Source organism: Aquimarina sp. AWH4_224 (assembly GCF_056160245.1).
In genome coordinates, this window is the sequence record NZ_JBSWWU010000014.1 from 62,372 (window position 1) to 83,412 (window position 21,041).

Here is a 21,041-nt window from a genome sequence, read left to right on the forward strand (position 1 = left end):
TTATTGCTGGTATTGCGTGAATATTGTTCTATGATTATTCCAAGGTCCATGAAAATGATTATTTACACGATTATTAAAAGATGAAGCATCCGTAAAAGTTTCAAATGTAAATTGATCAACCAAATGAAATTTTGTATGACTACTGGTCCTTTCAACATAAACCATCAAACTGTGATAAGCATTACTCAAACTCAATCCCCAAACGGAAGTACTATTCAAGGCGGTTCTATTGAGTAATTGAGAACCTATGTCACCATAAATTCCCCCAGTTCCTTTATTAAATGACAATTGACTACCACCTGCCTTACCAATATTAAGCAAATGTTGCATAGTTTTGTTCATATTATTCCCATCTGCATTACCGGGTAAATCCATAGTCATAGCTGCTGCCAAATTTAAATTTTCTCCTGGATAGATTCTTGTGGTAGCACCACAGACGGTGGTTAAGCAATCATGCCTATTAGATCTTCCATTATTTCTTTTTTGATATGATTGTGCTGAAGTTAAATCTGCTTTACTAAAAGAGAACGATGTAGCACTCAAAAAAGTAGATTTAAACAACAATATTTGATTCATAGCATTGCTATATTCACTGGTTATTCCATTTTCAGATAAATAAACTGCATATTGCCACAAACTATTGTCGATTTCTACGGTTTGATTAATTCCATCATTAACATGCACAGTTTCTCCTGTTTGTTTATTTTTATAATCGGTTAATGGGGCTCCTCCATCCGGATCAATTGTACTTACAGGATTGTTAGCCATACCCAAATAAGGGCTATAGTGAACTCTTTTAGGATCGGAAGTAAGCCATCGTCCAATTCTAGCATCCCATAACCTCAGTTCAAAAGCCTCCTTACCTGTTTCTGGGTCCTTTTCTTGTCCCTGATAAGCATATCGGTAATCTCCTTGTAAATCACGTCCCGGCATTGGCATACCAAATGGATAATAATCAGTAGCACTGGTTAGTGCCATCGCTTGTCCAGAAGCATCTCTACCCACTACTGCTCGTACATTACCCAAATGATCGGTAAGTTGATATAAATGACTCCCATCACTTTTTCGCACCCCTAATCTACCATTACCATAGATAGTATTTTCTACTGCCTGTCCATTACGATAAATTGCCATGGCCGTCCCTGATGCATCTCGAACATAATGCTCAGTATAGGTTAAACTGCCATTACCTGGATTGTAACTCTCCTTTTTCACCCTATGATTCTTATCATTGTAATAGAACTTTACCAAAGGTTGACTACCTTTTTTAATCTCGGTTACCAAACCACTAGCATTATAAATATAACTAATATTATCCTGATTGTTTTGTACTAATTGACCAATCTCATTATATACATAATTATTCCCATTTTGATCTCCAATGTCATCTGCACCTGGTACATCTCCTGAAGCATCATCTACTCGCAACAACTGATTCGGCTTATCACTCTTATACGTATAACTCAATTGATCCATAACATTACTGCCATTTTCGGTATGTTTATTACGATCTAACGATTGTATGTTACCATTAGCATCATAACTCAAATTATCTACCTTATAATCACCATTGGCATTAACAATTAAGTTTCCCGCATTTACGTTATGTACCGTAGAAGATCCTGAAATCTTTACAGAAACGGTACTCCCTGATTTTGCATGAAACCCTGGCTTCAAGGTAATCGTATTATTTGCCAGATAGTTTTTACTAGTACCCGAATTCAACACCTCTGAAGTAGTAATATTATTGTCTGCAGCTGTTCCTGCTTCTCCTTCGGTTATTACAGGTAAACTGCTATAATCTCCTGTAAAATGACCATAACTCGCACTTTGTAACCAATTATCGCGATTATAAGTATAGCTATAGGTATGTTCCTTTCCTGACACTGGGTTATGTGTAGAATTCCAACGAATCCCTTTGATATTACCATTGTACTGATCTACACCATAACCTGCACTTTTTATATTACGTTTTGGACGATGATAATCATGATCATGATAATCGATGATCATACCAAACAAATCATTACTATCTCCACCAGGATCATTAGAACTGGACAAACTAGGATGATTGATACTTTTTAAGGCTCCTTGCAAATTATACACATAATCTACTCCTTGCAATCCTTGCGCTAGATTGGTTCGTTTTAAAGCGCCAGTCTCATAATACGTATAGGATGCATGTTCTGTATAACTACTGTCATTGGTAGAGGTTTCTACTTTGGTTAAACTATAATCTACAGCATCATAAGTATACCTATGGATAAACTGATCTGTCTTTCCCTTTTGATAATACACTTTGGTTAGCTGACTACTTATAGGGTCATATTCATAATCTATTGTTTTGATTCCTAAACCTAAGATCTCCTGTACAATCCATACTACACGACCATAAATATCATAGTTGTAATAAGTGGTCGTCTGTTCATTCCATGTCTTAGCAACATTACCCGACAAAAACAAAGGATTCTTATAGTTTGTAGGTAAACCATTAGTGTCTGTTGTACTAATCGCATCATAGGTAGTGATGTGCTGCTCTCTTCGGGTTCCTTCTGGTAATGCACCATCTGGATCTACGGTAGCAAAGGCCGAACTTATTAATACACCACTCTCTTCTGGTCTTCCCAAATGATCATAATTGGTATACGAAAACTCTCCAGCTATTTTTTGTTTACTATTTTGTGAATAACGAATCTGCCCATCACGGCGATACTTAAACCAGGCTTCTCCCTCGTCAGGATGATTACTATAAATTAACTGACCCAAGGCATTGTATTGATATTCTGTCTTTAATTTATTTAACGGCTGATAAGAGGCTACCAAGCGACCAGCATCATCATATTCATGAAGACTATAATCGTAGTAATTCTCTGGATAATTGACTGTATAATTGCTAGTACTACCATCTACGATAACAATCCGGTAAAAGCCATTAGCAAAACTACTAAATGATGAATTCACCCTTTGCTCCGTAATCAAATTATACACCTCAAAACGTGAATCATTACTTAAAATTCTACCCTGATAATCTCTTACGGTAATACCTGTCGTCCCAACAGGAACATGCACATCTACAAATCTTTGATCGCCAATACGGACAACAGATATTCGAGTTGTTGTATTTCCCGATTCATTACCACTACGCGCTACGGCCAGAGTTTTTCCTTCTGCATCTGTAAAAACAACAGTTTCTACTCCATGTACATCTCGAGATACGGTTTTAATAATTTGGTAATTCTCTCCATAATATTTGGTATCATTAAAAGCTACTGACTGAGCTAATTCTCGACCTGCTGGCATAGAGAAAACATAACCATTTTTCCATTGCCCGTTAATTCTGTTTCCGCCTATGGTTTTTAAAACCCCTCCCGGATTCAACTCACTAAAAATAGATCGAGAATAAGGGCGGCGTGTAACATCTTGATAAGGCTCTGAAGTATTACTTTGGCTATAATACCAACCAAGCGTATTAACTTGAGAACCTAGTAGAGATGGAACCTCTGGAGTAGAATTCTCAAAATCAACAACACCAAAATTAGTATTATTGATCTTCTTTATAAAACCTGTCTTATAACTAAAATCTGAATTTATACTAATCGGAGCACTGAAAGTCTTTAATGCTGGACGACCTTCCCAATCATACAAAACTTCACTTGCCCAATTCTTACCCGTCTTTGGATCAAAAGTCTGTGATTGGGTCGCCTTTCCTAAATCATCGAAAAAACTAACCGAAGCTCCAATAACCCTACCGGTAATATCATAACTATTTACAGATGTCCAATTTATATCTGTATTCGTAACGGACTTAGGAGTGGTTTGAGCTAAACTAACTTGTACAAACCCTAATAATAAAAAGATCGTAATATATATGTTATGGATTCTCATCTTATCTGTTATTTAGCTTAATTATTGTTGATTGATTTCTTCTAAAATTGGACCACCACCACCTGAGCAATTTTGACGCTGATGAGTACCTATACGAGTAACTGATTGACCCGTAACCTTGTCTCGAACTATACAACCATAATACCGACGACCAAACTCACCACATTCTGTATATAAACTCCGAGTGTTGGAACTTGTCCAGGATCCATAGGTTAAATTGGAATTATTTGTAGTACTTACTGCCCAACGATATTCGTAATCTCCACTACCCCCCGAAACATAAGCCGTAATTGTCGTACTCGAAACATTAATATTGCCAATACCTAAACTAAGATTCACTGGAGGCGGAGGTGGCGGAGCACTTACTGTTGAAGTACTATTCTCACCACTGTAGTTGTAATTGATCTCATCTGTTAGTTTGAATCCACCAATTATCCCAGGAGCATCAACAACTTCGGAATAGGTTTTCTTTAATCTTCCTACATCATCATATTCATATTGAATCGCAAGATTATTTGATCCAATAATATGACTTAGTTCATCCCATTCATTATACACATAACTCGTCATCCCTGATTCTACCGGATGTAATCTGAAATCGTCAAAATAAGTAGTTCCCGTAGAGGTTACAAAAATTGCTTTTCCTTCGCTAGATAAAACGTCAAAATAGTGATTCATTAAAACCCAACTCCCTGCGGGGATGATTTCTCCATTAAATGATACATTACCACTACCAGTATTTATTCTAGCTTTAGTATAATTTGCTTTATCAACCCATACAGAGACTTTATATCTTCCTGATCGATGCTGTCCAGACTGCATAAATGTTCTAAACCCTTGAACATTAGCTGCTGTTTTTACAGAATATTTACCAGTATGAGCCTTATCTAAAGAGCGACCTGTGGATCTAATTTCACCATCAAAATATCCAGTGTTCTTTGAATGTATGTATTCGGCTCCACTATAAAATGCTTCTGTATATGCCGCGTTAGCATTGGACAATACCTTTCCATCTTTATCTCCCATTTTTGTGGAAACTTTATTCCCATTAATATCAGAGACCTCTAATGGTGTCGAGAAACGATCATATAAATCTACAGAAGATGTGTGTATCCATTTTGAATTTGTCTGTGCTTCATTAATACCCCATTTGAAATTATCAAAATCCCCCGAATACCCTAAATAGGTTCCATCATTATCTAAATCACCATCCCAAACATAGGTCTTATGTTTACGCCAGATCTTTTCTGCTGCTGTTTGATCATCTTCTGGGTAATTAATTTCACCATTATATCCTCTATACTTCCACTGATTACTCCAGGTACTGATTTCGGCATCTAGCACCTTCCAAGTCCCTGAGGTTTGTTGTATTTTGGTTAAACTAGCGGCATTTTGACTAAGCATATTTTTATTGGTAATATTATCGACTTTACTACCCATATTATAAGTTCCAATGTTATTCACTCCTCCAGAATATTCAGGTATTCTAAAGGCGGGAATAGTCTTAACCATCATCTTTTCTCCACTAGAAGAAGTAGTTGTTGTTTCTAAATGTGATCCTAAAACATCATCCAACTGCCCGAAATCCGTTCGATATGTGTGCCCACCAAAAGTCTGTATCGTAGCCGCCAACAAATTTGGATATTCTGTTCTGGAAGACGAAGTAATCACCCATTTATCCTTATCACTTGCAAATTTATTTCTAATATCTTTATAAGACTGATAGGATTGTTTAACCACTCCCTTCAAATCTGGTGTTTCTCCTGGAGCATAATAAATGTTTTGAACACTATTTAATAATTGATCTTTGGAATTGTACGTCTTTACCTCCAACAATTGACCAATTGCAGCAAAATTATCTTTAACATTTATGTCTCTCAATACCACATCTTTTCCTAAAGTATATGCCGTATTTCTAATTGTTTTATCTGTAAAAGTTAATTCGTAAAAATCACCAAATTTGATTTCACTCTCACTTTTACTTTTGATAACATTAAACTTATATGTTGTATATGAATTAGCCGCTCGATTCTTTCCGTGGTTTTGTACGGTCACATTTTCGTACATCACCTTTGGAGCAGGCAACTCAGAACTATAAGGCACTTCTGAACTAAGATTAGGAGCTTCTGGTAAATATGTAACATATCCTTTACTTTGAGCATTGTTATATGAATACTCTGTAATGTATTCATCAATACCATCGGTAACAGTGAGCTCAGAAACAGCGATTCCACCCTGCTCAATCTCATTTTGAGTAAAAAAAACAATACCTAAATACTCGTCCCCTGTATATTGTCCATCTCCACAATCAGTAGGATAAGAATTATGAGTCCAAGTTCCCGTTCCCTTTACTACATATTTAAATTTATCAGCAGTAGACAAATCTTGAATTACCCTTCCTGTACCTCTATATCTGCTAGAACTTAGTTGAACTCCATCACAATCCTCTTCTTCAAAGTCAATCTCTAAACCATCTGTACCTACACTTATTCCGTAATCACTTTTTGTTTCAATTGTAAAAGTTTCTTGAGACAAACTTTGAACGCTAGCGATATGTTTATTGTCATCTACTGCATGCCCTATTCTGAACTGAACTCTTGAAGTTACTACCGGAGTGAACTTTTTGGTTACATAATCCATAGCTATTTTTCCTCCTTGAGGTGTTGTGATTTCATTCAAAGACCATAAACTATTATTATGTTTATAATACCCAAATCTATCCTGATCTTCTATATCAAAAACATAGCTTGGAGAATTGATGTATCCAAACTTATACGGAGGTACAAGTTGTGCTCCTTTTTTTCCTTTAAAATTCACTTCGTTTAGGGTAAGTCTTCCTGAAGTACTATTTGGGCTTGAATTTACCAGACTGTAATCGGTTATAAAATCGATTTCTTTCAGAGATTTATCAGTAAGAGATTCCCAGTTATCCTGAATATCGATCACATTATCTTTCAAAGCGAAATACGAACGTTTTACTCCTCCACTTCCTGAAAGAGTAAAATCAATATCCACATATCCGTGTTGAGATGGTCCAAAAGCTTTATTAATTTGTACATCTTCATTTTTCAGTAAAATAATCTTTGATAACTTTAATGATTTCTGAGCAGGCACATTAAATCTCGTTTTATACTCGAAGCCTTGAGAGGCAAAATTCCCAACTGCTTTGTAATTCCATCCTTCGGATCTTGCATCATTTCTTTCAGACTTAATAAAGACTGCTGAATGGGTTCTTGTCTTTACCATGTCTAAATAGTAGATATCTTTTCTTCCTCTAATCCATGTTTTTTCTCTTACACTGGAGGCAAATTCTTCATTTGTTTCAAAATAATCTTTACCATAAGGAGCTTTCCAAATAAAATTATCCGTCCACTTACCATATTCAAAACTCACCCAATAACCATAATCTTGAGTATCCACAGATCCATTACCATTACTATCTACATAGTCTGGACCAGTTACGGCTGTTAGTAACCAATGCGTTGCATATGGTTCTAGCTGACTTTTCTGTCGGTAAGAGTCACTTTCTGGTCTATTAGCAATCAAATTGAACGTTCTGGTTATTATTTCATGGTTGTATACCGGCAGCGAATAGTGATACGTTTTACCATCTGCGGCCGTCACCGTAAATGCTCCTACACCATCACTCGGCGCAGAGGATCTATTAAATCCTGTAGCACTAGGTTTGATATACCCATTGGAAATTACATTAGCTTCATTTTCCAAAATTTCCTTATTGGTAAAATACTCTATGTAATTTGCTGTTTTTCTTCTACGCTTTGGCAATCCTTCTACGCCTCCTTGATACTGATCAAGAATATAAGTATTCGTCTTACTTTCAGTAAAATTTGCTTTTTGCACATCCAGGTGACTACTTATTTCATTATCAAAGTAGAAGAACGGTTTTCCTTGAAATCTAATATGAGGGCTACTTTGGCTATATCCAAAGGATGAAGTTCCTTGGTTAGCCAAATGAGTCATACGAACGTTTCTTTCATTAAATCCATCTGAATTTTGACCATATATCTTTCCATTTTCCAGTAATCTTGGGTGCATACTTCCAGAAAGACCTTGTGCTTGGACTTGGTACTTATCATAACTTGGGAAAATAGCATTCAATTTTTCCCAACTTAAAGCAGTAGAAAATTTTCCTTGTTCTACAGTGAACTCATAGTTATCCATAAATTTGTATGAGTTTTCACTTCCGAATTCATGATAATATAATGGTCCATAAACTAAATCTATATCCCCAGAAGCCAAGTGATATTTCACTTTATTCTTACCGAAACTAAGATTAAAAATCCCCACTGGAGTAGGAATCATTATAGGTATTGTATAACCACTTGAAGAAACTGTGTAATCTCCCATAGTAACAGAAGAATTCATTGCAAAGTTTATCCCTACTCCTGCTCCACCATCTACGGAGTAGCTGGTTTTTCCATCTTTTCCTTGTTTTGCTGTTCTATTGGTCACTGATGCATTAATTCCTACACCAGCTGATGAAATACTAAAACCCAGAGTACCAATATTGTCATTCCCAATTCCCGAAGAAAATCCAGTAGAAAATGTTCCTTCTGTATTAGCCCCTACAGAAAACCCTTGACCATTATTATTAAAACCTACTGAACCTCCAACCGTACCGTCACTTGATATGTTAGCCCCTAGGGAAAGCCCATTAGCAAAAGTACCTCCTATTCCTATCGATGCTCCATTGGTTCCTGCCGAAGCATTAATTCCTAAACTACTTCCATCCGGATTTTGCATTCCAACCCCAACACTTACTTGACCTCCGAAACTTTGATTACTACCCCAGGAAAATCCTAAACCTACAGAGAAGGCACCTGCTCCATACCCTACAGATAGCGCGTAAGATTCGTCTTGTCGTTCACGATCGAACATAAACTCTTTTATCCTTCCTCCTTTATAATCATCTGGGTATCCATTTACGCTTCTATTAATTGCTCCTGGATTTAAAGACCACCCTAAACCTACCCAAGAAGCTTCTTGATCCATTGCAATTCCAGAGTGATAAGACAGAGCCAATGGATACCCTCCTTCTGGGGAAGGTACATTTAACAAGGGGAGTACATAACTAAAATCCCCAGTTAATAAATTGACCATATCAGTAGCATCTACGGGTTCAAACGAAGCCGCTTCTGGCGCATTAGGTCCGTTATTATTAGCCCATAATTGATTATATGGGATGAGTGTTTGTAAAAATGTTAATGTGAAAAAGATCGCAATAACTCTATGCGAGAATTTGGTGTCGGTTTTCTTCATCAGATTTTTGTTTTTAGTGCGATGTATGAGGTATGAAGATCATGAATCCTCTCCCCTTTCTTCTTTCTTTTTGCTTAGTTGAATTGTATTCTAGGTTCGTTTGCTATTATTTTGGTTGGGATTTTAAACTTCACTTCCCCAGTGTAAAATCCAAGGTCTTCTATACTAAGTGTCACGAACTCTTCATTTGTTACTATGTTATTTTTAGGATAAACAAATAACATTGTAGTCGCGCTACTCATACCATACATCCTTGGATAAATATAATCCGCCAATGCGACCGTATCCTTTTGGGGTGTATAGAGATGTACTTTCCGTTCCATCCCAAAAGCCAACTCATTCACCATGGCTCCAAAACGTTGTTTGTTGCTTGCAACATTGCTTAACAACTCTTGATTGTTTTTGGACATCGATATAGTGAAATACATATACTTCTTGTACTTATCGCGTAGACTGTCGACAACTTCTACAGACATATGATCTTCCAGTTCCTGATCAACCAACAAATCTGTAGGTTTATATAAGACGGAAAAATCAACACCATTCACGGTCTTAGTGTATACGTACTCATTCTCTGGTTGCTGGATATAAAGCTGCAAGGCTTCGGCAGTATCAAAAGATTTGATGCTGCATCCAAAAGCCAAGCACATACATAGGATCCCAATTATTGTTCTATACATTACTTTCCTTCAAATTCGGCGTTAAGTTGTTCCAGTACTTCTTCGGTAAGGTCAGCAGAGGATTCTCCGTACATAATGGTACCATTACCGGTAGCTCCAAAAATCACTTTGTATCCATTTGCTTTCCCGTATTCTTTTACAAAGTCATTAATGTCATTAATTACCGTTTGCGTCACCTTTTTATCCTCCTCCATCAACTGTTTCTGTACCGCTTGTTGATAGTTATTGATCTGCTGCTGTTTATTTCCTAGTAACTCTTGTTTTAATTCCAATTCTTTTTTGGTCATCGAACTACGTTCTTTTTCATAAACTTTCAGTTCATTTTGCCAATTCGCTACCAGACTATCTACATTTGCTTTCATGGTCTTTGCTTTTTCATCAAATTCTGTTTTCACCACTTTTGTACGTTTATATCCATCTAAAAGTTTATTAACATCTACATACACCAACTCCGAAGAAGATTGTAGATAGAAAAAAGAGGCTACAGAAGCTATTAATGCTATAATTGCGATGGGTAAGGCTAGTTTATTCATGTGTATTTACTATTAAGTGTATTTAGTTTTGAGATAACAGGGTTTCAATCTTTTTCAACCTGTCTTCTAATTCCTGATTCTTTTTGTTTTGTTCTTGTATTTGTTTTTCTTGAGAAATAGTATACAGAGTTAATTCCTCAATCTTCTCCAACAACTTTTTATTCATCTCCCCAAGTTCAATTCCATTTTCTGCTACTTCTTGAGCTGATGGAATGTTTTGTAGGTGTCCTTTTTCTTTGATATGTGCTTCCACTTGATCCAATGTTGGTAATTCGTATTCATTCTCAAAAACATAATCTGGCCAACCTACTAGGTCTATTTTTACTTCTTTGGCATGGATTACACCATTTACAGCGAGTTTAGCATCTGGTGTTGTGGTTCCTATTCCAACCATTCCGTTTTTCGTTATGGCAAGTTCAGGAGTATGAACAGCTTGTCCATTTCCATCTCTGATAAGATTTTTTTGACTGATGTAAAAATCAGGAGTAAGTGCTCCACCATTGTATAATAATCCTGTATGCCAAGTGTAATTGTTATTTTCACCAAAAGAAACAACTGCAGCGTCTTTTCCTTGAGTTCCCCGGTCTATTTTAAGAATAGCACTTCCTCTGGTGTTGAAATTATTCACCAAAGCATCACCTCTTACTTCAAGTTTTGCAGATGGTGAAATTGTTCCGATACCTACATCTCCATTTTGATCTATTGTAAATTCTGGGGTATGCACCGCTTGTCCATTTCCATCAACAATAGCATTATTTTGACTAATGTAAAAGTTAGGTGAAGGGTTTCCTCCGTAATACAATAATCCGGTATGCCAAATACTACTATTATTTTGTCCAAACGAAATCACAGCTGCATCTTTGCCTTCTGTTCCTCGCTCTAACTTAAGTTTTACACTACCTCTGGTATTTCTCGAACTGATCAGAGCGGTTCCAATCACTTCTAGCTTTTCTTTGGGATCAGTCATTCCTATCCCAACATTTCCACCGTTAAAAAGTATTTTATTAGTCCCGTTTTCTACATTAATATTAAAAGAAGATAGATCTGCACCTAACCCCATCCATGCCTTTCGAGTACCGGCATTATCCATCCAATTGGTATATAGCCATGTGTTATCTTCTGTCTGAAAAGTAACTACTCCATCTAGGGATGACTTAACATGCAAGGGAGTAAATGGATTCGTTGTACCAATACCAATATTTCCTCCATTCATAATGCGAAGTAGGTTTTTATCTCCTACCCCTTGAAACATAAAACCATTATCAGCACCAACTCCATCTCCACCAATCCTGATTCTGGCAATATTATTTTGCCAGGATAGTATGCTTACTGCCGAAGTATTTTGAGGATTTTGTACAATCACATTTCCTGAAGTAGTATTATCTCCTGATGGATTCCATTGTTGCGCTGTAACCACACCACTAGAAATTAGTAGTAAACCAAATACAATTATTTTTTTCATCGTTTCTCTGTTATTGCTTTATCAATTTTGTTACAATTTCTTTTAAATCTTCTATTTCCTTTTGCTGTTGGATAGTATACAAAGTAAGTTCCTCTATCTTCTCCAGTAGTTTTTTATTCATTACACCCAATTCTATCCCATTTTCTGCTACTTCTTGAGCAGATGGGATATTTTGCAGGTGTCCTTTTTCTTTGATATGAGTTTCTACTTGTTCTAGTGTTGGTAATTGATACGTATTTTCGAATACATAATCTGGCCAACCTACCAAATCTACTTTTACTTCTTTGGCATGGATATTACCGTTTACTGCAAGCTTGGCGTCTGGTGTGGTCGTGCCTATTCCTACACTACCATTATTAATGGTGAGATTATCTCCTCCACCATCCCAATCATAAAATCGTAACTGTCTAAAAGCTATTCTATGAAAGCCATTTTGTGATTCAAACCTAATTTCATCATTACTATATCCTCCATCTAACCTTAAATTTCCTCTAACCTGCAATTTATCCTGTGGATCCGTTGTTCCAATTCCTACATTTCCATTCCCCTTCACTATCATTAATGAATTTGCAGAATTGTTTGTTCGAAACTCTATGTTTTCGGTAATATTTCGGGTTTCTAAAAAAAGATTGGTTCCATAACTCCTTAATTTGTTTCCGTTGGAGTCATAATCAAAATGCAAGAAATTATTTGTGTTACCTAAACTATGAAACTGAACCCTACCTCTTACGTCGAATTCGATTCCTGGATTTGAAGTACCTATCCCTACATTCCCATTAGTATTTACTTTAAAAAATGTAGATCCAAAATCGTTTTTACCAAATTCAAATCCTCTGGCATCACTAATACGAAAACCATAGGTAGTTGCCTCTGTATTTGAACCTCCATGTTTGATCGCTAAAAAATCCCCAACTCCGGATAACCATCCTGATTGTAGTATGGGTCTATTATATCCTTTTTCTGTAAGTCTGAATACAAAATCTGTATCGATATCCATTATTCTTCCCGAAGCAGGATTAATTACTACCTGCGCTGATGCAATCGAAGAATATAAAAATATCAAACATCCAATTAGCATTGATTTTCGAATGAGTGTACTATTCATCTATACCTTAGTTTATAAAATGATGTAAATGTTTTCCCTTTAATTATCGTTTAACTTCTATTTATGTAACAACCGCTAACTATGTTACCCTGTTTTTTCATTTTTTTTAGTTTTCCTAAAAAAAATAAAAATCACTGGTCAAAGTTTGATTACATAATAGTGCTAAACCATAATTACTTTCCTTCTATTTTGGGGTGTTCAAGAAGAAGGGGCAAATATAAAAAAGCTGAAGACGTTAAATCACGGATATCGAAGACTGTTAATAATTTACTAACGACACTAGCTGTCTATAAATGATATCTTACTGAATATGAAATCATTTAAAAAACAAACATCATTAATCTTGTAGATAACTTTCCTTTGTGAAGGATGATTTCCGCCAGAAAGAAAAGTATTTAAATAAAAAGTGAATCCAGATATTACAATCCTTTGAGTAGCAACTCGGCAGTAGCAGGATTTGTAGCTAGTGGTACATTATACACATCACACAGTCGCATTAACATAAAAATATCCGGTTCATGTGGATGTTTTGCTAATGGATCCCTGAAGAAAATTACCATATCCACCTTTTTCTCTGCAACATCTGAAGCTATTTGTGCATCTCCGCCTAATGGTCCGGAAAGATAAGGAAACACCTCAAAACCAGCTCTTTTGGCCTTTTCGCCAGTAGTACCTGTAGATACTAGTCTAATATTTTTGTCGCTTAGTATGCTTTGGTGTTCGTTAAGAAACTGCACCATTTCTGCCTTTTTACCATCGTGGGCTATAATTGCAATTGTCATCATAAGGTATAGAATAAAAACAGAAAATTAAGTAGACAGAATATCTGAAATGCGTAATAGTTCTTTGTTAATTTCATGTTCACTAGAGAGTCCTTCATCAAAACTGGTAGCGGTTACCTTATTATCGATGAGTCCAACCATTACATTTTTTTCACCATCCAATAGCAGTTCAACTGCTTTTACGCATAGTCGGCTTGCCAAAGTACGGTCAAAACAACTTGGTGATCCTCCTCTTTGCATATGACCCAACACTGTAACTCGGACGTCATAATCCGGTAGATTTTCGGTTACATAATCGGCAAGTTCATATACGTTTTTTCCGATCTTATCTCCTTCACTTACTACAACAATACTCGAAGATTTTCCTGAACGTTTACTTCGTTTTAAAGATTCCAGCAATCGATCCAAACCAAGGTCTTCCTCAGGAATTAAGATTTCTTCGGCTCCTGCTCCTACACCACTATTTAAAGCAATAAAACCAGCATCACGCCCCATTACCTCGATAAAAAACAATCGATCATGAGAACTAGCAGTATCACGAATCTTGTCAATAGCATCGATCACTGTATTTAAAGCTGTATCATACCCAATCGTATAATTTGTTCCTGAAATATCATTATCAATAGTCCCTGGTACTCCAATAACAGGAATATCATATTCTTCACTAAAAATTTGCCCTCCTCTAAAGGTCCCATCACCACCAATCAATACCATAGCATCTATCCCAAGTTTCTTAAGGTGATCCATTGCTTTTTTTCTTCCTTCTTTGGTTCGAAATTCTTCAGACCTGGCCGACTTTAAGATGGTTCCACCCTGGCTTATGATATTACGTACACTACGAGCGTTCATTTCGCAATAATCGCCCTCGATCATTCCTTGATACCCTCTATAAAACCCAATACATTTTACATTGTAATACGCACAAGCCCTTGCTACCGCACGGATCGCTGCATTCATTCCAGGAGCATCCCCTCCAGAGGTCATCACCCCAATCGTTCTGATCTCTTTTGCCATTTATTTTTGTTGTTTAGTTGGTTTTGTATCTAATAAAAGTCTGAAAAATAATTTACTTATTCTTCTCGGTAAAGTTAATAAAATCCGGGGCCTCTATTTTGGTAGTATCCACTGGCTTCGCAATCGAGTCTTTTGGTTTCTTTTTTCCTTTGAATACCTTCTGCCATAGCTCTCCAAAATTATCGAAATCTACAGAATAGGACAATCCTAAACCTTGTTCATATCCTTGGTTTTGTGCCCCAATAAACTGTATATCATTTTGCCGATTAAATACTTTTCCTCTTAACGATCCATCTTCATTAAACAGATATTCGATTTCTACATCACCCACCACGGTAGACTGATCCGTACCTCCTATTGGCACCCCTACTCGACCATTTATCAAAATTTTATTATTGATTTGTGTCGAAAGGGTAAGACCGAACTGATCTGCATTTTCCTGATCCAGGGTTCTTACTCCCTGCACATAATTTACCCCTACCTGAAACTTATCATCATCATCAGACAGTAAGTTATTAAATAGACTCGATGCTCTTTCTGCTACCAATCCTCCTGTTATTGTGTTTGGGTTAAGGGTTTCGTCACTATAAAACTGTCCTTGTGACACCAGAGATAACGCTTGTAGTTCTCTATTGGATTGGTCGCTCAACTTATAATCTAATTCACTTTTTACCACAGAACTCAAATTCGGGAATTCGATATTAAAATTAAGATTAGGTTGTATCAATTCTCCCTGTAAATCCACTACCACTTCGACAGGAATCTTTCGATTTATCGAAGCATTTTCTAATAAAATGGCAGGGTTGGCTTCAGTTTTATAGACTGCACTAAGATCCAACAATGCCCTGGTTGGACTGCCATCCCAGACAATGGTTCCTCCATCCCGAACGGAAAACAATTTCTCTACAAAAGCACCATATCTGAAATTATAAGTCCCTTCATATGCTACAAAATCCCCCCACATATTGAACTTACCGTTGGTATTGATCTCAATAAGTAAAGTACCCGCTCCTCTTCCTTTCAAAGAACTTCCATTTTCTTTATTGATCACAATTTCTACCTCGGCATTATTATTCACATCCAGATCAAAATTAAGTTCTAACCCTTTTACATCGTCTAATATGATTTCTTTTCCTTCTAGTCGTGCACGTTTTTCTTCGGGACTCAAAAAATGTATAAAAGAATTGTCTCCAATAGATTCACTCTCGTTTAATGGGATTTTGAAGACCGTACCTTCTTCGGTAGTAGCGTTCACATCAATTACCAAACGATCTGTAGGCCCTTGTATTTGAGCATCTCCACTGATAAAACCAGTTCCGTAATACAAAGACTCTTCGTCTTCTTCGGTATCTAATACTAATAATCGATCAGGCGCAAGTAAGTTCAATCCAATTTCCCACTTGGAGAATTGTCGATGCCCTATATATCCACTCAATACACCTTGGGTATAGTACTTGGTATCAATGATATCAATATCATCAAAATTAAACCGCTGTTTTTCTAAAACAACTCTGGAATTCTCGGCAAAATCCAAATCAACATTCAAGTAAGGCACTGTAAGCCCTGCTTGATTTAATTGGAGCGCCCCATCTATCGAAGGGTTTTTAAAACTTCCTGAGATCTTAGCATCTCCCGAAACATACCCTCGTATATTGGATACTACAATCCCTCCCAAAGCACTAAACTCTGCAATATTAAAACGATCCAGATCTACATCTACATCTATGTTAGATCCCTTGTCTGAAACATTAATAGTGCCCAAAGCGGACAGACTTTGATGATTACCATTATCTGTTAATTGGGTATTTATATTATATTCGGTTAAATCGTCGTTTCCTGCTACGTCAATCCTTAAATCCCCTAATAATGTTTCGTTGATAGCAAGGCCATCTACACTAATTGTTGAATTGGGATAATACTCTCCATTCTCCTGCAAGACAGTTAACTCTCCATCAACTCTTCCACCGAAACTAAGACTATCTATTCTAGGAGTAATTTTATTTAAATCTACATTCCGAAAAGTGGCTTTTACATCCTTATGGTATTTCCCTTCAACAATTCCATTCACCTTTATTTCCTCATCTTTATAATTAAATATCAGGGATTGGATATCAATATTGTTGAAATCATTATCAAAAATGATCTTATTATTGTTTTTGTTTTTATCTCGATTTACAAACCAGGTATGCCCCTTGTAGGTAAGGTCCGATTTTCTAAATCCAATCACCGAATTATTTTCCTGGTTGATGGTATGATAAAACTCTAGGTTGAAGTTATCCGCATTGTTTTTGCCTCCCTTAAATTCGGAGTGCATAAACAAAGTATCCTTGAGGGTTACATTAATCAAACTAAACTCTGATAATCCATAGTTTCTGGAGGCTATACTATCGACAGCAACGTAAGTATTGAATAATGGGTTCTTATTATCAATTTGGATGTCCACTTCTTCCATCAAATTGCCAAATGCTCGGATAGCCGGTGATTTAAAAGTGAGTTTAAATTCAGATTCATTACTTTCTACTCGACCCTTTATAACCGTATTAGGTGCGAACTGAATTTCGGGGTAAAAAACATCTACAATCTTATTGTAAATATTGAAATCAAACTCCATAAACTCGTCATCTGTAATTTCGGTCGCTTCAAAATTAGTATATAGACTACCTACAGAATTTCTAAACAAATCGTACACATTCTCGAACCGAAAAATCCCTTTTACACTCCCTTGAATAATATCTGGGCTATTGATGGTGATGGTGCGTACATTTTGATCGTCGAAACTTGAAGTGATATCAAAATCTTCAAAATAATAATTTGCGTCCTGATTGGCATACAAGGTTTTTGCAAACGAAATGGTACCAAAGGCATCATTGATATTGGTCCCTTTCATTTTCATGAATACGTCCCCATTAAACACAGACACCTCATCTCGAGTAAAGATGTTCAGTTTATTCAAATCGACATGGTCCACTTGAGCTACAAAATCATAATTATTAATTTCTTGAGATAAATCAGCAACCCCGTTAAAAGCAAACCTGATATTAGGATCTCTGGAATCTAGTTCCCCATCAAAAACACGGTCTTTTAGGTTTCCTATAGCTTTAAGCTTTGTATACGTATAGTTATTAATTTCAAGTTTATTGATATCCCCTTCTATCTTGGTATCCAAACTTTCCAGGGTAAAACCGCTACCATCAACATGAATATCAAATCCTGCATTCCCTACCGTTTTTAATCCCAACAATTGCCCTACATTGAAGTTACTCGAAATTACATTTCCATTATAGGTAGATGTCCGGATATCATCCAGATTTTCTAGTAAAACAAATGCATTTATTTTCCCGAGTTGAGATATCAAATCCATATCCATATCTACCGCTTTGGTAGTCACCGAAGCATTACCTATAGCTTTTACGCTACCAAATTGGTATAATTGTTTAGGAAGCGCTTCTCCCAGAACCTTGGGCATAAGATTGATAAGGTCATAGTAATTCGTGGTAATATCATCAAAATCTCCCTCGAGCTCAAACTTTGTAGCGTCTGAAACTGCATTCTTAATTCTAATATTTCCTTTTACTATAGATCTGTCTAATCCCGTAATATTAGCGTTAACTACTTTGAAATCATTCAATACTCCTTGCACCGAGGTGTTTTTTAATCTAAACTGTTGATTTCTTCCAAATCCGCCATAAAAAGGAATTAGATCATTTGTGGATACACTGGCCTTATCAAAATCAGCTTTGATATTTACCTCATTTTCAAAATTACTGAGTCCACCAACCTTGTATGAAAACAATATTTCTCCTTGAATCTTAGAATCCGGAGTTTCTATCACTAACTCCTGAAAATTCATTTCTTCCGGTTTGATAGAAAAACACGTTTGTAACTTTGAAATATTAAGCCCTCTTTGATCTTTTAACCCCAGTGCGTTGATATTCAAATATACATCAGGTCCGTCGACCATCAAATTTTCAGCATCCAGAGCAATATCATGGTAATCAATCACTTCTGGGTTATTTAGATTCTCATCCGTGAAGCTAAACCTTCCATTAGTAATGGTAATGGCTTGTGTAGTCAATAAAAAACGTTTACCGGAAGAAGGGTTATCACTTTCGAATTTGCGGATTAAAGTCATGAGGTTATCCGACTTTTCATCCTTATACATTTTCATTTTGAAAACAAGATCTTCTATGGATACATCTCCTATCTCTGGTTGGCCATTAGAAATATCATTAATATTCCCTACCGAAGTTTCAATTTCGCCGGCATACATCAAAGTATCATTATGATGATCTTTTACCAATACTTCTTTAAGACTCACTTTACCGGCATAGGTAAGCCCTAATCTACCAATAGTAATATCTACGTTATTTTTTTCTTTAAGATTATTGGTGATTTTATCTCCAAAAAAAGTTTGAACAGCAGGAACAGAAAATACAATCACTAAAAATGCAAATAGCGACAAAAGGGTAAGAAATACCCTAAGTAATATTTTCCGAAATTTTTTGATATGCTTTATTGTTTTAACTTTGCTGACAATATTAACAATTTCTATGCCCTTTTCCTCATAATGAATCCACAAAAAATATACATCCTGGGTATTGAGTCCTCATGCGATGATACCTCTGCTGCTATATTATGCAACGGAAAAGTTTTATCAAATGTTGTAGCCTCTCAAAAAATACACGAACAATACGGTGGTGTTGTGCCTGAATTGGCTTCTAGAGCACATCAACAAAATATCGTTCCTGTGATTGATCAGGCTATAAAACAAGCAGGAATCACCAAAAAAGATTTGAATGCCATTGCCTTTACCAGAGGCCCTGGACTAATGGGATCTTTGCTGGTAGGTACTTCTTTTGCCAAATCCCTGGCCCTGGCTCTGGATATCCCCTTGATCGATGTAAATCATATGCAAGCACACATCCTTGCTCATTTTATTGAAGAAGAAGGATATCAACAACCGAACTTTCCATTCCTGGCGATGACCATTAGCGGTGGACATACGCAAATTGTTCAAGTCAATGATCATTTTGATATGGATGTCATCGGAGAAACCATTGATGACGCTGTGGGAGAAGCTTTTGACAAAAGTGCAAAACTACTAGGCTTGCCTTATCCTGGTGGTCCCTTGGTTGATAAATATGCACAACAAGGAAATCCAAAAGCGTTTCAGTTTCCTAAACCTAAAGTAGGTGATTTGAACTTTAGTTTCAGCGGACTCAAAACCGCGGTGCTTTATTTTATTCAGAAAAAAGTGAAGGAAAATCCAAACTTTATAGAAGAGAACTTGTACGACATCTGTGCTTCCTTGCAGTATACCATTATTGGAATCTTAGTGGATAAACTCAAGAAAGCCTCAAAACAAACAGGAATTAAAAGAATAGCTATCGGAGGTGGTGTATCAGCAAATTCTGGAATCAGAAATGCCATGAAAGAAGGTGAAGGTAAATTTGGTTGGGAAACCTTTATTCCAAAATTTGAATATACCACAGATAATGCGGCAATGATAGGAATTGTTGGATATTTGAAATATCTGAAAGGAGAATTTACAGACATGAGTGTAGTTGCCAAAGCCAGAATAAAAATCTAATGCAACTTTTCTATAACCATACGTTAGAAACCGAGAGTACAGAGATCCGCTTTACTAGGGAGGAGAGCAAGCATATAGCCAAAGTACTACGTAAAAAAGAAGGAGATGTATTGCATATCACCAATGGTAAGGGAGAACTGTTTGTTGCAGAAATTATGTTCTCTAACCCTTCACAATGTATTGCAAAAATAAATTCAAGAGAAACACAAACAAAGCATCCTTATCGGTTGCATATGGCTGTTGCTCCTACCAAAATGAACGATCGTTACGAATGGTTTTTGGAAAAGGCAACCGAAATCGGAATTGATGAAATCACACCCATTATTTGTGATCATAGTGAGCGAAAAGTAATAAAACCTGAGCGTTTTGAACGTATTTTGCAAAGTGCAATGAAGCAATCTCTACAATATCATTTGCCAAAATTACATCCGGCTGTTTCGTTTTCAGAGTTTGTACAACAGCAACCTCAAGGACAATTGTTGATCGCGCATTGCGAAGAGGGTCAAAAAGAACTACTAAAAAACATTGTAGAGCCCAAAACCAATACTACAATTTTGATCGGGCCCGAAGGAGACTTTTCAAATAAGGAAATTGAAATAGCACTAAAGGCAGGTTATACTCCAATCACCTTGGGCACAACTCGATTGCGAACCGAAACAGCAGCCATTTCTGCGGTACATAGTATTGCATTCATTAATGCATAACTACTG

Annotated in this window: 11 protein-coding genes; 2 read left to right on the forward strand and 9 right to left on the reverse strand. The window is 36.4% G+C overall.

Annotated elements, in window-relative coordinates; genetic code table 11:
• From ACXAGJ_RS21850 to ACXAGJ_RS21890, 9 genes are all read right to left on the reverse strand, one after another.
• Window positions 1-3,885, reverse strand: a complete 3,885-nt coding sequence (locus ACXAGJ_RS21850) for an RHS repeat domain-containing protein (protein WP_474842927.1) — start codon at window positions 3,883-3,885, stop codon at window positions 1-3.
• 21 nt (window positions 3,886-3,906) lie between these two features.
• Window positions 3,907-9,165 carry a hypothetical protein gene (locus ACXAGJ_RS21855; RefSeq protein WP_474842929.1) on the reverse strand — a complete coding sequence of 1,753 codons (5,259 nt, stop codon included), beginning with the start codon at window positions 9,163-9,165 and terminating at the stop codon, window positions 3,907-3,909.
• Between the two features lie 74 nt (window positions 9,166-9,239).
• Window positions 9,240-9,845: a hypothetical protein gene (locus tag ACXAGJ_RS21860; protein ID WP_474842931.1), complete on the reverse strand. Its 606-nt coding sequence runs from the start codon at window positions 9,843-9,845 to the stop codon at window positions 9,240-9,242.
• Window positions 9,845-10,378 (reverse strand): OmpH/Skp family outer membrane protein, encoded by a 534-nt coding sequence (locus tag ACXAGJ_RS21865; protein WP_474842933.1) that lies wholly within the window; start codon window positions 10,376-10,378, stop codon window positions 9,845-9,847. Before ACXAGJ_RS21865 ends, ACXAGJ_RS21860 begins: the two co-directional genes overlap by 1 nt.
• A 22-nt stretch (window positions 10,379-10,400) precedes the next feature.
• Window positions 10,401-11,840, reverse strand: a complete 1,440-nt coding sequence (locus ACXAGJ_RS21870) for a hypothetical protein (RefSeq protein ID WP_474842935.1) — start codon at window positions 11,838-11,840, stop codon at window positions 10,401-10,403.
• A 10-nt stretch (window positions 11,841-11,850) separates the two neighbouring features.
• Window positions 11,851-12,945: a hypothetical protein gene (locus ACXAGJ_RS21875; RefSeq protein WP_474842936.1), complete on the reverse strand. Its 1,095-nt coding sequence runs from the start codon at window positions 12,943-12,945 to the stop codon at window positions 11,851-11,853.
• Between the two features lie 419 nt (window positions 12,946-13,364).
• Complete coding sequence (locus ACXAGJ_RS21880; protein WP_474842995.1) at window positions 13,365-13,727, reverse strand: methylglyoxal synthase; 363 nt, start codon at window positions 13,725-13,727, stop codon at window positions 13,365-13,367.
• Window positions 13,728-13,754: 27 nt separating this feature from the next.
• Window positions 13,755-14,741 (reverse strand): 6-phosphofructokinase, encoded by a 987-nt coding sequence (gene pfkA, locus ACXAGJ_RS21885; RefSeq protein WP_474842938.1) that lies wholly within the window; start codon window positions 14,739-14,741, stop codon window positions 13,755-13,757.
• A gap of 52 nt (window positions 14,742-14,793) precedes the next feature.
• Window positions 14,794-19,182: a translocation/assembly module TamB domain-containing protein gene (locus ACXAGJ_RS21890; protein ID WP_474842940.1), complete on the reverse strand. Its 4,389-nt coding sequence runs from the start codon at window positions 19,180-19,182 to the stop codon at window positions 14,794-14,796.
• Between the two features lie 126 nt (window positions 19,183-19,308).
• Here ACXAGJ_RS21890 and tsaD point away from each other — a divergent pair, with 126 nt between their 5' ends.
• Together tsaD and ACXAGJ_RS21900 are read left to right on the forward strand one after the other, a co-directional pair.
• A complete protein-coding gene (gene tsaD, locus ACXAGJ_RS21895; RefSeq protein ID WP_474842942.1) occupies window positions 19,309-20,331 on the forward strand; it encodes a tRNA (adenosine(37)-N6)-threonylcarbamoyltransferase complex transferase subunit TsaD in 1,023 nt (340 codons plus the stop codon).
• Window positions 20,331-21,035, forward strand: a complete 705-nt coding sequence (locus tag ACXAGJ_RS21900) for a 16S rRNA (uracil(1498)-N(3))-methyltransferase (RefSeq protein ID WP_474842944.1) — start codon at window positions 20,331-20,333, stop codon at window positions 21,033-21,035. Before tsaD ends, ACXAGJ_RS21900 begins: the two co-directional genes overlap by 1 nt.
• Window positions 21,036-21,041: the final 6 nt, after the last annotated feature.